Source organism: Burkholderia sp. AU45251 (assembly GCF_030482905.1).
Classification (GTDB): Bacteria; Pseudomonadota; Gammaproteobacteria; order Burkholderiales; family Burkholderiaceae; genus Burkholderia; species Burkholderia aenigmatica.
The window spans coordinates 139,327-152,344 of the sequence record NZ_JAUJQH010000011.1; the positions used below are offsets into that span (position 1 = coordinate 139,327).

13 protein-coding genes are annotated in these 13,018 nt (G+C 66.2%); all 13 read right to left on the reverse strand.

Going from position 1 to position 13,018, the window contains the following annotated elements:
• Positions 1–33: 33 nt before the first annotated feature.
• Positions 34–816, reverse strand: a complete 783-nt coding sequence (locus QZM67_RS22000; RefSeq protein WP_301806637.1) for an RNA methyltransferase — start codon at positions 814–816, stop codon at positions 34–36.
• Positions 813–1,457, reverse strand: a complete 645-nt coding sequence (gene rnhB, locus QZM67_RS22005; protein ID WP_043190848.1) for a ribonuclease HII — start codon at positions 1,455–1,457, stop codon at positions 813–815. The genes QZM67_RS22000 and rnhB overlap by 4 nt, the downstream gene beginning before the upstream one ends.
• On the reverse strand, positions 1,454–2,623 hold the full coding sequence (lpxB, locus tag QZM67_RS22010; protein ID WP_301806640.1) for a lipid-A-disaccharide synthase: 1,170 nt from the start codon (positions 2,621–2,623) through the stop codon (positions 1,454–1,456). The genes rnhB and lpxB overlap by 4 nt, the downstream gene beginning before the upstream one ends.
• A gap of 3 nt (positions 2,624–2,626) precedes the next feature.
• Entirely contained in the window at positions 2,627–3,415 is a 789-nt protein-coding gene (lpxA, locus tag QZM67_RS22015) for an acyl-ACP--UDP-N-acetylglucosamine O-acyltransferase (RefSeq protein ID WP_043190842.1), read from the reverse strand.
• Between the two features lie 58 nt (positions 3,416–3,473).
• The gene (gene fabZ, locus QZM67_RS22020; RefSeq protein WP_021159112.1) at positions 3,474–3,941 is read right to left on the reverse strand and encodes a 3-hydroxyacyl-ACP dehydratase FabZ; all 468 of its coding nucleotides are present in this window, start codon (positions 3,939–3,941) and stop codon (positions 3,474–3,476) included.
• Positions 3,942–4,070: 129 nt separating this feature from the next.
• The gene (gene lpxD / locus QZM67_RS22025) at positions 4,071–5,195 is read right to left on the reverse strand and encodes a UDP-3-O-(3-hydroxymyristoyl)glucosamine N-acyltransferase (RefSeq protein WP_301806643.1); all 1,125 of its coding nucleotides are present in this window, start codon (positions 5,193–5,195) and stop codon (positions 4,071–4,073) included.
• Between the two features lie 16 nt (positions 5,196–5,211).
• Positions 5,212–5,709 carry an OmpH family outer membrane protein gene (locus QZM67_RS22030; protein ID WP_043190836.1) on the reverse strand — a complete coding sequence of 166 codons (498 nt, stop codon included), beginning with the start codon at positions 5,707–5,709 and terminating at the stop codon, positions 5,212–5,214.
• Positions 5,710–5,773: 64 nt separating this feature from the next.
• Positions 5,774–8,083, reverse strand: a complete 2,310-nt coding sequence (gene bamA / locus QZM67_RS22035; protein WP_175024957.1) for an outer membrane protein assembly factor BamA — start codon at positions 8,081–8,083, stop codon at positions 5,774–5,776.
• Positions 8,084–8,144: 61 nt separating this feature from the next.
• Positions 8,145–9,515: an RIP metalloprotease RseP gene (gene rseP / locus QZM67_RS22040; RefSeq protein ID WP_301806646.1), complete on the reverse strand. Its 1,371-nt coding sequence runs from the start codon at positions 9,513–9,515 to the stop codon at positions 8,145–8,147.
• Between the two features lie 11 nt (positions 9,516–9,526).
• On the reverse strand, positions 9,527–10,723 hold the full coding sequence (locus QZM67_RS22045) for a 1-deoxy-D-xylulose-5-phosphate reductoisomerase (RefSeq protein ID WP_301806648.1): 1,197 nt from the start codon (positions 10,721–10,723) through the stop codon (positions 9,527–9,529).
• A 15-nt stretch (positions 10,724–10,738) separates the two neighbouring features.
• Positions 10,739–11,560: a phosphatidate cytidylyltransferase gene (locus QZM67_RS22050; RefSeq protein ID WP_043190825.1), complete on the reverse strand. Its 822-nt coding sequence runs from the start codon at positions 11,558–11,560 to the stop codon at positions 10,739–10,741.
• Positions 11,554–12,336, reverse strand: a complete 783-nt coding sequence (uppS, locus tag QZM67_RS22055) for a polyprenyl diphosphate synthase (protein WP_122945701.1) — start codon at positions 12,334–12,336, stop codon at positions 11,554–11,556. The genes QZM67_RS22050 and uppS overlap by 7 nt, the downstream gene beginning before the upstream one ends.
• A 49-nt stretch (positions 12,337–12,385) precedes the next feature.
• On the reverse strand, positions 12,386–12,946 hold the full coding sequence (gene frr / locus QZM67_RS22060) for a ribosome recycling factor (protein WP_175024960.1): 561 nt from the start codon (positions 12,944–12,946) through the stop codon (positions 12,386–12,388).
• Positions 12,947–13,018 lie beyond the last annotated feature (72 nt).

Consider the following 13,018-nt stretch of genomic DNA (forward strand, 5'->3'; position numbering starts at 1 on the left):
TTTTAATGGTGCGGCGAAAGCACGCGTGTGGCGTCACGCACGCCGCTGCTGACGCACCTGCTCGAACAGGCAGACCGCTGCCGCAGCCGCCACGTTCAGCGACTCCATCCCGCCTGGCTGCGGGATCGTCACGCGATGCGTGGCCGCATCGCGCCAGAACGTCGACACACCGGCCCCCTCGTTGCCAAACACCCATGCCACGGGGCCCGACAGGTCGCAGTCATAGACCGCCTGCGCGCCGTGCGAATCGGTCAGCGCAACCGGGACCTCCAGGCGTTCGGCGAGCGCACCGGCATCGACGTCCTCGTGGATCGACAGCAGGAAATGCGCGCCCATGCCCGAGCGCAGCACCTTCGACGACCATGCGTACGCGGTACCCGGCGCACAGAACACGTGGCGCACACCGGCGGCCGCCGCGCTGCGCAGGATCGAGCCGACGTTGCCGGCGTCCTGCACGCCGTCGAGCACGACCGACGACTGCGTCACGCGCTCGGGCAGCGGCTGCGCCGGCCGGTCGACGAGCAGCAGGAAGCCGACGCCGTTGACGACGTTCGACAACTGCCCGAACAGCGCGTCGGGCAGCGTGACGATCCGTTGCGCATCGATGCGCGCGACGATCGCCTGCGCCTCGGCGTGGCCGAGTGCGCCTTCGGTCGCCACGCACAGCTCGGGCGTCGCACCCGTATCGAGGTACGCGCTCGCGAGGTGGAATCCTTCGAGCAGTGCCTGGCCGCCACGGCGTTGATGGGACGTCGAGCCCGCGAGCGCCTTCAGGCGCTTGTACAGCGGGTTGTCGCGGGAAGTAATGCTTTTCATCGAATCAGTTCGAGTGCCGCGCGCACGGGGGCGAACGAGCGCCGATGCGCTTCGCACGGGCCGTGCTCGCGCAGCGCGGCGAGGTGTTTCGCGGTGCCGTAGCCCGCATGCACGTTGAAGCCGTACACGGGGAAGCGTTCGTGCAGGTCGACGAGCATGCGATCGCGCGTGACCTTCGCGAGGATCGACGCGGCCGAGATGCTCGGCACAAGCGCGTCGCCGCTGACGATCGCCTCGGCGCGCACCGTCAGCGTCGGGCAGCGGTTGCCGTCGATCTGCGCCAGCGTCGGCAGGACCGACAGGCCCTCGACGGCCCGCTTCATCGCGAGCATCGTCGCGTGCAGGATGTTCAGCGTATCGATTTCGTCGACGCTCGCCGATGCGACGCAATACGACAGCGAGCGCGCGACGATCAGCTCGTACAGCGCGTCGCGCTTCTTCGCGGACAGCGCCTTCGAATCGTCGAGCCCGTCGATCGGCTGCGCCGGATCGAGGATCACCGCGGCGGCCACCACCGGCCCCGCGAGCGGGCCGCGGCCCGCTTCGTCGACGCCGCAGACGATCTCGTCAGGACGGCTGAAATCGAAGCCGCCCTGCACGTCGCTCGACGCGCGGCGGCGTGGTGCACGTACTGCGGTCATGCGCGCCCCTTGCGTTGTTCGAGCACGCGCACGACCGCTTCGGCCGCCTTCGCGGCCGTGTTCTGCCGCAGCGAAAGATGCATTTCGGTAAATACTTCGGTCAGTGTGCGGCGGTTCGCGTCGTCGCGCAGCTGCGTGAGCGTCGCATCGGCGAGCGCCTCGGGCGTCGCGAAATGCTGCAGCAGCTCGGGCACGACGAAGCGCCCCGCCAGGATGTTCGGCAAGCCGACGTACGGCAGGTAACCCTGCCGGCGCATGATCTGCCCGGTCAGCCAGGGCACCTTGTACGAGATCACCATCGGCTTCTTCAGCAGCGCGGCTTCCAGCGTGACCGTGCCGCTCTTCACGAGGATCGCGTCGGCGGCCGTCATCGCGACCTGCGCACTGCCATCGGTAATCGTCAGCGCGAGTTGCGGATGCGCATCGACGAGCGGCTGCAGCAGCGCGCGCAGCGCCGGCGTCGCCGCCGGCATCACGAAGCGCACGCCCGGCTCGCGCTGCTGCATCAGCGCCATCGCCGCGAAGAACGTCGGGCCGATCAGCGCGATTTCCGAGCGCCGGCTACCGGGCAGCACGGCGATCACCGGGCCGTCTGCAGGCAGGCCGAGCGCGATCCGCGCGCCTTGCATGTCGGGCTCGAGCGGGATTTCGTCGGCGAGCGGATGGCCGACGTAGGTCGACGCGACGCCTGCCTTGTCGAGAATCGCCGGCTCGAACGGGAACAGGCACAGCATGTGGTCGACCGACTTGGCGATCTTCTTGATCCGGCCGCCACGCCATATCCAGATCGACGGGCATACGAAGTGGACCACCGGAATGCCCGCGTCCCGCACCGTCTGCTCGACGTTGAAGTTGAAATCAGGTGCGTCGATGCCGATGAACGCGTCCGGCCGCTCGGCCAGCAACTGGCGCTTCAGCTCGCCGCGAATCCGCAGGATCTCGGGAATCTGACCCAGCGCCTCGACATAGCCGCGCACGGTCAGCTTGTCCATCTGCCAGTGCGAGTCGAAGCCGTGCGCAATCATCCGCTGCCCGCCGATCCCGTAGTACTGGGCCGAGTCGGGCAGCCGCTCGCGCAGCCCGCCGAGCAGCGACGCGCCGAGCAGGTCGCCCGACGGTTCGCCGGCCGCCATCGCGAGCCGGAGCTGAGTGGTCGGAAGCGGCATCGCTTAGCGGATGATGCCGCGTTGCGACGCGTCGATGAAATCGACGAGCGCCTTCACCGGCACATCGCCGTCGCCGCCCGCCTCTGCCAGCTCGCGCAATTGCACCTTCGCTTCCTCGAACGACAGGCCGTTCTTGTACAGCACGCGGTACGCGCTGCGCAGCGCCGAGATCGCGTCGGCCGAGAAGCCGCGCCGGCGCAGCCCTTCGACGTTGATCCCATGCGGCTCGGCCTTGTTGCCCGCCGCGATCACGAACGGCGGAATGTCCTGCACGAGCGCCGACGCGCCGCCCAGCATCGAGTGCGCGCCGATGCGCACGAACTGGTGCACGCCCGACATACCGCCGACGATCGCCCAGTCGCCGATCTCGACGTGACCGGCCATCTGCGCGTTGCTCGACAGGATCACGTGATTGCCGACGCGGCAGTCATGGCCGATGTGCACGTAGGCCATGATCCAGTTGTCGTCGCCGAGCGTCGTCACGCCGCCGTCCTGCACGGTGCCCGTGTGGATCGTCGTGAATTCGCGGATCGTGTTGCGATTGCCGATCACGAGCTTCGTCGGCTCGTCCTTGTACTTCATGTCCTGCGGACGACCACCGACCGACGCGTAATGGCCGATGCGGTTGTCCTCGCCGAGCGTCGTATGGCCTTCGATCACGCTGTGCGAGCCGATCGTCGTGCGCGCGCCGATCGTGACGTGCGGACCGACGATCGCGTACGGGCCGATCTCGACCGATTCGTCGATCTGCGCGCCCGGTTCGACAATCGCGGTGGGATGAATCCTGGTCATGCGCCGTTGCCTCTCGATGTGATGTGTCGCGTTGCGTTGCCTATGCGTGACGCGTCGCTCAGGGCGCCACGTCGGTCGTCTTGACCGTGCACATCAGTTCGGCTTCCGCGGCCACCTTGCCGTCCACTTCCGCCACCGCCTTGAACTTCCAGATGCCGCGGATGTAGCGTTCGAACGTCACGTTCAGAATCAGTTGGTCGCCCGGCTCGACCGGACGCTTGAAGCGCGCACCGTCGATCCCGACGAAGTAGTACAGCGTGTTCTCCGGATCCTTCGGCTGCTCTTCCGAGAAGGTCAGCAGCGCCGCGGCCTGCGCGAGCGCCTCGAGGATCAGCACGCCCGGCATCACCGGCCGCTTCGGGAAATGCCCCTGGAAGAACGGCTCGTTGATCGACACGTTCTTCAGCGCTTTGATTCCCTTGTGCGGCTCGAGTTCGAGCACGCGATCGACGAGCAGAATCGGGTAGCGATGCGGCAGCAGCGTGAGGATCTTGTGGATGTCGAGATTGATTTTTTCAGTGCTCATGATGGTTCGTCTCACGCAGAGGCTGCGCGGTGGTGATGCAAAGGCTGAAGCGGGCCGCCGTGCGGCCCAGTCTGGCAAACCGGGCCGGTTGCGCTGGCCGTACCCGGTTCGAGGTCTCGCATGATGCGCTCAGGCGTCCGTGCCGCCCTGGGCGGCGAGCGTGGCTTCGAGCGCCTTGATGCGCTCGCGCAGCTTGTCGAGGTTGCGCACGAGCGCGGCGCTCTTGTTCCATTCGCCGTGGTCGACGGCCGGGAACGCGCTGGTATAGATGCCGGCCTTCGGCAGCGACTTCGATACGCCCGACTTCGCGGTGATGATGACATAGTCGCCGAGCGTCACGTGGCCGGCGATCCCGGCCGCGCCGCCGATCATGCAGTGGCGGCCGATCGTCGTGCTGCCCGCGATGCCCGCGCTGCCGGCGATCACCGTATAGGCGCCGATCCGGCAGTTGTGGCCGATCTGGACCTGGTTGTCGATCTTCACGCACTCCTCGATGACGGTATCCGCCATCGCGCCGCGATCGATCGTCGTGTTCGCGCCGATCTCGACGTCCGGGCCGATCGAGACGCCGCCGACCTGCGGGATCTTGACCCAGCTGCCGGTGCGCGCGTTGCCGTCGCCGACGAAATCCGGCGCGAAGCCGAAGCCGTCGGAGCCGATCACGGCGCCCGCATGGATGATCGCGCGCGGGCCGATCTTGCAGTCGTGGTACACCGACACGTTCGGATACAGGTGCGAACCCGCGCCGATCGTCGTGCCGCGGCCGACGAATACATTCGCGTCGAGTTCCACGCCGTCTTCGATCACCGCACCGGCCTCGACCGTCACGTGCGGGCCGATCACCGCGCTCGCGGCGACCTGCGCGGCCGGATCGATCGTCGCGCTCGGATGCACGCCGGCGGCACGCGGCGGCGTCGCCAGATCGATGAACATCTGCGCGACGCGCGCGAAGTACGCGTACGGGTTCGGCGTGACAATGAAATTGCGGCGGCCGGCGTCCCGGCGGCCGGCGTCCCCGGGGCCGGCCGTCCGGCCGCTCTCGGCCGCGCCCAGCTTTTCCAGATCCTTCGGCGCGATCAGCACCGCGCCGGCGCGGGTCGACTCGACCTGCGACAGATACTTCGGATTCGCGAGGAACGCGAGTTGCTGCGGGCCTGCCTGGTCGAGCGGGGCGAGCCCGCTCACCTTGCACTGTGCGTCGCCGGCGATCTCGCCGCCGAATCGCTTTACGAGATCATCGAGCGTCAATGCCATTCGTCGTCTGCTCCGTTCAGTTCGTCGAGCCGGACGCGAGCGCCTTGAGCACCTTGTCGGTGATGTCGATGCGCGGGCTGACGTACACGGCTTCCTGCACGATCAGGTCGTAATTCTGCTGCTCGGCGATCTGCTTGATGACCTTGTTCGCCCTCTCGAGCACGGCCGCCAGCTCCTCGTTGCGGCGCTGGTTCAGGTCTTCGCGGAATTCACGCTGCTTGCGCTGGAAGTCGGTATCGAGCTGCGCGAGATCGCGCTGCTTCTGCGCGCGGTCGGCCGCCGACAGCGACGCACCGTTCTTGTCCAGCGAATCGGACATCGACTTCAGACGCGCCGCCAGATCCTGCAGATCCTTGTCGCGCTTCGCGAACTCGGCTTCGAGCTTCGTCTGCGCCGCCTTCGCGGGCGCCGACTCGCGCAGGATCCGATCCGAATTGACCGCCGCGATGCGGGCGACGTCCTGTGCGTGCACCGTCGCCGCGCCCAAGGCCAGCGCAACGGTCAGCGCGCACATCACTCGTTTCGAAAACTTACCGGTTAGCAAAATTACCCTCTCGTTGCTGTTGTCATGCGTTCGGTCAGAACGCCGTCCCGATCTGGAACTGGAATTTCTGGTACTTGTCGCCTTCGTTCTTCTGAATCGGGAAGCCAAGGCTCAGCTTGAGCGGCCCGATCGGCGAAATCCACGCGAGGCCGACGCCGTACGCGTAACGCAGGCCGTTCGCGCCCGTGGCGGTGCCGCCCGGCGCGTTGCCCCAGACGTTGCCGCCGTCGACGAACGTGAACACGCGCAGCGTGCGGTCGTAGCCGGTGCCCGGCAACGGGAACGTCAGCTCGATGTTGCCCACGAGCATCTTCGAGCCGCCGATCGGGTCGCCCGTCTTCGAGTCGCGCGGTCCCAGCGAGCTCGGCTCATAGCCACGCACGGAGCCGATACCGCCAGCGTAATAGTTCTTGAAGATCGGGTACGGATTGCCGATGCCGTTGCCGTAGCCGCCCTGGATGTTCATGCCCAGGATGAAGCCGCGCGAGAACGAATAGTAGTACTGCGCCTGCAGGTCCGCCTTGTAGTACTGGATCTTGCCGACCGGCACGCCGTACTCCATGTTCGCCTGCGTGAAGTAGCCGCGGCTCGGAATCAGCGCACTGTCACGCGCATCGCGCGACCACGCGACCGTCAGCGGCACCGTGTTCGACACGCGGCCGAACTGCTGCACGTAATCCTGGTAGCTCTGCGGCGTGTTCGAATCGACGTCGAGACGGTTCTGTTCGAAGCCGGCGCCGAAGTAGACGGTATCGACTTCCGAGAACGGAATGCCGAACTTCAGGTTGCCGCCCGCGCTGATGATCCGGAAGCTTGAGCTCGTCGAATAGTAGAGCGGCTGGTACGTACGGTAGAAGACGTCGGTGATCCGCTTGATACCGTCGACCGTGAAATACGGATCGACCTGCGTGACGGTCAGCGTGCGGTAGCTCTTCGCGGTGTTGACGTTCACCGACAGGCTGGTACCCGAACCGAACACGTTGTCCTGCGACACGCCGGCCGACAGCACGACCTTGTCCGTCGACGAGAAGCCGGCGCCCAGCGTGATCGCGCCGGTCGGCTTTTCGTCGACCTTCACGTTCACGTCGACCTGGTCGTTCGTGCCTTCGACCGGCACGGTCGTCACGTCGACGTTGGTGAAGTAGCCGAGACGGTTCACGCGATCCTTCGACAGCGCGAGGCGGTTCGAATCGAACCACGAGCTTTCGAGCTGGCGCATTTCGCGGCGCACCACTTCGTCGCGCGTGCGCGTGTTGCCGACGACGTTGATGCGGCGCACGTACACGCGGCGGCTCGGATCGACGACGAGGTTCAGGTTCACCTTGTGGTTCGCCTGGTCGATCTCCGGCTGCGCGTTGACGGTCGCGAATGCGTAGCCGTATTCACCGAGCTTGTCGACGATCGACTTGGTGGTCTGCTGCAGCTTTTCGGCCGAGAAGCGATCGCCCGGCTTGATCTTGATCAGCTTGTTGAGTTCGGCCTCGCGATCGAGCAGGTTGCCCGACAGCTTGATGCCCGACACCGTGTACGGCTCGCCTTCGTGCAGCGTGACCGTCAGGTACATGTCCTTCTTGTCGGGCGAGATCGACACCTGGGTCGACTCGATGTTGAACTCGAGATAGCCGTGGTTCAGGTAGTACGAGCGCACTGCTTCGAGGTCGCCCGTGAGCTTTTCCTTCGAGTACAGGTCGTTCTTCGTGTACCAGGAGAACCAGTTCGGCGTCGACAGCTGCATCTCGTCGCGCAGCGTGCTCGTGCTGTACGCCTTGTTGCCGATGAAGTTGATCTGGCGGATCTTCGCGCTCGGGCCTTCGGCCACCGCGAACAGGATCGACACGCGGTTCGCGTCGACCGGCGTGACCGTCGTCTTGACCTCGGCTGCGTAGAAGCCGCGCGTGAGGTACTGGCGCTTGAGCTCCTGCTCCGCCTTGTCGACGAGCGCCTTGTCGTAATAGCGGCCGTCGGCGAGACCGACTGCGCGCAGTGCCTTCGTCAGGTTGTCCTTGTCGAATTCCTTCGTGCCGGTGAAGTCGATCGACGCGATGGCCGGACGCTCCTGCACCTGCACGATCACGACATTGCCCTGCGTGGCGATGCGTACGTCGTTGAAAAAGCCCGTCGCGTACAGCGCGCGGATTGCTTCGGATGCCTTGTCGTCCGTGAAGGTATCGCCCTGCTTGATCGGCAGGTAGGCGAACACCGAACCCGCTTCGACGCGCTGCAGCCCCTCGATCTTGATGTCTTGCACCACGAACGGTGCCGCTGCATGGGCCGCGAGGCCGTGCGCGGCGAGCGCGGCCGCTGCAACTGTCTTAGGTACAAAGCGATGAGGTTTGAACAACATGCATCCCCAATATTTAGCTGCATCAAATCAGGCGGCTGCCTAGCGGCCGCCGCCTGACGCTTCAGAAATGGATTAACCGAGCCAGATCGTTGAACAGCGCGATCGCCGACAATGCGACGATGCAGATCAACCCGGCTCTTTGCAGAATCAGTTGCCAGCGCTCCGAGACGGCTTTCCCGGTCGCAGCTTCAACCGCATAATATAACAGATGCCCCCCGTCCAAAACGGGAATCGGCAACAAGTTCAGGACGCCAAGGCTAATGCTGACAAGGGCGAGGAACGACAGGAACGCTGATGGACCGAGCCGCGCACTCTTGCCCGCGTAGTCGGCAATCGTCACCGGGCCGGACAGGTTCTTCAGCGACGCATTGCCCGTAATCATGCGCCCGAACATCCGCAGCGAATACACGGAGATGTCCCACGTACGGTGCGCGCCGAGCTGCAGGCTCTCGATCGGCCCGTAGCGCACGTCGACGGACGGCGTATGCATCGACAGCGCCGCGCCGATACGGCCGACCTGCTGCCCCGACTCGTCGTCGCGCTGCGTCTGCGGCACGATCGACACCGTCTGCGCGGCGCCGCCGCGCTCGATCTGCAGGTCGAGCGGCTTGCCCGCATGGTGTTTCACGAAATCGATGAAGCGCGACGCGCCGCCGATCGGCTTGCCGTCGAGCGCGACCAGCTTGTCGCCGGACTTCAGGCCCGCTTGCTCCGCCGCGCTGCCGGGCTGCACCGACGCGACCGACAGCGTGCCGCCGCCGGTCTCGAAGCCCAGATGGGCCATGAAATCGTCGTCGAGCTGACTTTCGGGAACATGGCGGAGGTCGACGCGGAAATCGAACGTCGTGTTGCCGTCGCGTGCGCCGAGCACGATCTCGCGGTGGTCGAACGCGGCCGCCAGCAGCTTCCAGCGCAGGTCCGACCACGACCGCACCGGCTCGGACTCGCCGCCCTGCGCGTTGCGGATCGACACGATCGTCTCGCTGCCGTCGAAGCCCGCGCGCGCCGCCAGCGTGCCGGCGGCCGGCGGTGCGACGATCGCGGCCGGCTCGGTCACGCCGCTCGCAAATACGACGGAAAACAGCACGATTGCCAACAGGAAGTTGGCAATGGGCCCGGCCGCGACGATCGCGATGCGCTTGTAGACGGATTGCCGGTTGAACGCCTGCCCGAGTTCTTCGGGCGGGATGCCGGGGCCGGGATCGCGCTCGTCGAGCATCTTCACGTAGCCGCCGAGCGGCAGCGCGGACAGCGTCCACTCGGTGCCCGTCCTGCGGCTGACCCAGCGCGCGACGGGCTGGCCGAAGCCGATCGAGAAACGCAACACCTTCACGCCGCACCAGCGCGCGACGCGATAATGTCCGTACTCATGCACGACGACCAGCACCCCGATCGCCACCGCAAACGCGATCAGTTCGACCAGCACGTTCATGAGCACCCCATTCAGACAGTGCGCTCCACGCGTGGCGCAGGCGCTTTCGCAATAATTTCGGCGGCGAGGCGGCGTGCCTCGGCATCCGCCGCCAGAACGTCGTCGAGCCCGTCGGGCGTGCGGTTCGGCAGCGTGCTGAGCACGGCGTCGACCGTCGCCGCAATCGCCATGAAGCCGATGCGGCGCTCGAGAAACGCTTCGACCGCCACTTCGTTCGCTGCGTTCAATGCGGCGCTCGCGATACCGCCTTCCTCAAGCGCCTTCAAGGCGAGCGCGAGGCACGGGAAGCGCGCGTAATCGGGCTTCTCGAACGACAGCTGGGCGATCTGCGCGAGGTCGAGCTGATCGACGCCCGCGTCGACACGCTCGGGGAACGCGAGCGCATGCGCGATCGGCGTGCGCATGTCGGGGTTGCCGAGCTGCGCGAGCACCGAGCCGTCGCGGTACGACACGAGCGAATGGATCACGCTCTGCGGATGGATCAGCACGTCGATCCGGTCGCCCGGCAGCCCGAAGATCCAGTGCGCCTCGATCACCTCGAGGCCCTTGTTCATCATCGTCGCGGAATCGACCGAGATCTTGCGGCCCATCACCCAGTTCGGGTGCTTGCACGCTTCGTCCGGCGTCACGTCGACGAGCGTGGCCGGCTCGCGCGTGCGGAACGGGCCGCCCGACGCGGTCAGGATGATCTTCGAGATCCCGCCGTGCTCGGCCGCGTCGCGCGGCATGCACTGGAAGATCGCGTTGTGTTCGCTGTCGACCGGCAGCAGGATCGCGCCATGGTCGCGCACCGCGTCCATGAAGATCGCGCCCGACATCACCAGGGCTTCCTTGTTCGCGAGCAGGATGCGCTTGCCGGCGCGCGCGGCCGCGAGGCTCGGCGCCATGCCGGCCGCACCGACGATCGCCGCGACGACCGTATCGCAGCCGTCGCTCTTCGACACGTCGACGAGCGCCTGCGGCCCGTACAGCACCGTGGTCTTGCTGCCCGCCGCGCGCAGCTTCGCTTCGACGTGCGCGGCCGTCTGCGCATCGCCGACCACCGCGACTTCAGGCGCGAAGCGCAGGCACTGCTCGACCAGCTTGTCGCCGTTGCGGTGTGCGGTCAGCGCATAGACCGAGAAGCGCTCGGGATGGCGCGCGACCACGTCGAGCGTGCTGTCTCCGATCGAGCCCGTGGAACCGAGCAATGTCAGACGTTTTTGCATAACAGAAATAATGGTTTAACCAAGCAGCAGCATCGCGAGCGGCAGCACCGGCAGCAGCGCGTCGACACGGTCGAGCACGCCGCCATGCCCCGGCAGCAGTCCGCTCGAATCCTTCACGCCCGCCTGCCGCTTCAGCAGCGACTCGAACAGGTCGCCGATCACGCTATACGCGACCAGCAACGTCAGTGCGGCCCACGCGCCGGGCATCCCGTAGCGCACGGCGAACGCAGAAAACAGGGTCGGCTCGAACGCATGCGCGGCCATCGCGACGCCGGCGACGACCATCACGGCGAGCCAGCCACCGATCGCGCCTTCCCAGCTCTTGCCGGGACTGATCGTGATGGCCAGTTTACGCTTTCCGAAGGCCTTGCCCGCGAAGTATGCGCCGATATCGGCGAGCCAGACGACCAGAAGCAGCGACAGCACGAACGGCACGCCCTGCGCGCGCGCCGCGACGAGCGCATGCCAGCAGGCCGCGAAGACCACGAGGCCGGCCGCCAGCAGGAACGGCCGCCATACGCCGCCCGCGAGCTCCGGCTTGCGCCGCAACGTGAACGGGCCGACCAGCAGCCAGAACACGCCGGCTGCCATGAAAAGGGGACGGGACGAAGCCGCATCGACGCCGAGCGGCGCCGTGGCCGCGAGCGCCAGCGCCGCGACGACGGCATAGACGACCGGGCCGGCACCGCCGAGCTTGAGCAGGCGCGCCCACTCCCACGCGGCAAACACGAGCACGACGCCGATCAGCGCGCCGAACGCGGTGAGCGGCGCGAACAGCGTCACCGGCAGCAGCACCGCCAGCATCACGATCGCCGTGATCACACGGGTTTTCAGCATGAAAGGGAGTCGGCGTTCTGCGATTGCGGTTCGAGCTGTGCGCTCGTGCGGCCAAAACGGCGCTCGCGCTCCGTATACGACGCCATGGCGTCGGCCAGTGCCGCGCCGTCGAAATCCGGCCAGTATTTGTCGGTGAAATAGAATTCGGCGTACGCGAGTTGCCACAGCAGGAAGTTGCTGACGCGCTGCTCGCCGCCGGTACGGATGAAGAGATCGGGCTCCGGCGCATAGGCCATCGCCAGGTGCGGCGCGAACGCGTCCTCGGTCACTTCGACCTCGCGACCTTCGCGCACGGCCTGCTCGACGAGCTTCTTCGTCGCTTGCAGGATGTCCCACCGGCCGCCGTAGTTGGCCGCGATGGTGAGCGTCAGACGGGTATTGCGCGCCGTCTTGGTTTCGGCGCGGCGAATCAGTTCGCGGATGCGCGGCTCGAAGCGGTCGAGATCGCCGACGACACGCAGGCGGATCCCGTTCGCATGGAGCTTGCCGACCTCGCGCTCGAGCGCGGTGATGAAGAGTCGCATCAGGAACGACACTTCGTCGTTCGGCCGGCGCCAGTTCTCCGAACTGAACGCGAACAGCGTCAGGTATTCGACGCCGGCGCGCGCGCAACCTTCGACCACCGACCGCACGGCATCGACGCCACGGGTGTGCCCCGCGACGCGCGGCAAGCGGCGTTCGGTCGCCCAACGGCCGTTGCCGTCCATGATGATCGCGATGTGACGCGGCACGACGCCGACGTCAGGCACGCGAACGGTAGAGCTGGTATAGGTCATGGCCGTTGAGACAGTAATGCGGGAAGAAGGCGGCGCGCGAGGACGGTCGTCAGACCGTCATGATCTCGGCTTCCTTGGTCTGCACGAGCTTGTCGATTTCGGCGACGTGCTTGTCGGTCAGCTTCTGCACGTCGTCGCTCGCACGACGCTCGTCGTCTTCCGAGATTTCCTTGTCCTTCACGAGCTTCTTGAGCGCTTCGTTCGCGTCGCGGCGCAGGTTGCGGATCGCGACCTTGGCCGTTTCGCCCTCGCTCTTCACGACCTTGGTCAGCTCGCGGCGGCGCTCTTCCGTCAGCGCGGGCATCGGCACGCGGATCAGGTCGCCGGAGGTGGCCGGGTTCAGGCCCAGGTCGGCTTCGCGAATGGCCTTCTCGACCTTCGCGACCATCGGCTTTTCCCACGGCTGCACACCGATCGTGCGTGCGTCGACGAGCGTCATGTTGGCAACCTGCGAGATCGGCACCATCGACCCGTAGTAGTCAACCTGCACGTGATCGAGCATGCCAGTGTGCGCACGGCCCGTACGGATCTTTGCCAGATCACTCTTGAATGCATCGATCGAGCGCAGCATCTTCTGCTCGACGCCCTTCTTGGTATCAGCGACACTCATTTCAACCTCCGAACCTTCTAACCTTCAAAGAACACGGGCCCCGCCCGGCGCATCCGGCGCGCCGCGGCCGAT

What these genes read in the sequence shown, in the direction of transcription:
- rnhB (WP_043190848.1), bottom strand. Translation starts at nt 1,457, where the DNA reads ATGACCGCAGTACGTGCACCACGCCGCCGCGCGTCGAGCGACGTGCAG.
- lpxB (WP_301806640.1), bottom strand. Translation starts at nt 2,623, where the DNA reads ATGCCGCTTCCGACCACTCAGCTCCGGCTCGCGATGGCGGCCGGCGAA.
- lpxD (WP_301806643.1), bottom strand. Translation starts at nt 5,195, where the DNA reads ATGGCATTGACGCTCGATGATCTCGTAAAGCGATTCGGCGGCGAGATC.
- frr (WP_175024960.1), bottom strand. Translation starts at nt 12,946, where the DNA reads ATGAGTGTCGCTGATACCAAGAAGGGCGTCGAGCAGAAGATGCTGCGC.
- QZM67_RS22050 (WP_043190825.1), bottom strand. Translation starts at nt 11,560, where the DNA reads ATGCTGAAAACCCGTGTGATCACGGCGATCGTGATGCTGGCGGTGCTG.
- uppS (WP_122945701.1), bottom strand. Translation starts at nt 12,336, where the DNA reads ATGACCTATACCAGCTCTACCGTTCGCGTGCCTGACGTCGGCGTCGTG.
- QZM67_RS22000 (WP_301806637.1), bottom strand. Translation starts at nt 816, where the DNA reads ATGAAAAGCATTACTTCCCGCGACAACCCGCTGTACAAGCGCCTGAAG.
- QZM67_RS22045 (WP_301806648.1), bottom strand. Translation starts at nt 10,723, where the DNA reads ATGCAAAAACGTCTGACATTGCTCGGTTCCACGGGCTCGATCGGAGAC.
- bamA (WP_175024957.1), bottom strand. Translation starts at nt 8,083, where the DNA reads ATGTTGTTCAAACCTCATCGCTTTGTACCTAAGACAGTTGCAGCGGCC.
- fabZ (WP_021159112.1), bottom strand. Translation starts at nt 3,941, where the DNA reads ATGAGCACTGAAAAAATCAATCTCGACATCCACAAGATCCTCACGCTG.
- QZM67_RS22030 (WP_043190836.1), bottom strand. Translation starts at nt 5,709, where the DNA reads ATGTGCGCGCTGACCGTTGCGCTGGCCTTGGGCGCGGCGACGGTGCAC.
- rseP (WP_301806646.1), bottom strand. Translation starts at nt 9,515, where the DNA reads ATGAACGTGCTGGTCGAACTGATCGCGTTTGCGGTGGCGATCGGGGTG.
- lpxA (WP_043190842.1), bottom strand. Translation starts at nt 3,415, where the DNA reads ATGACCAGGATTCATCCCACCGCGATTGTCGAACCGGGCGCGCAGATC.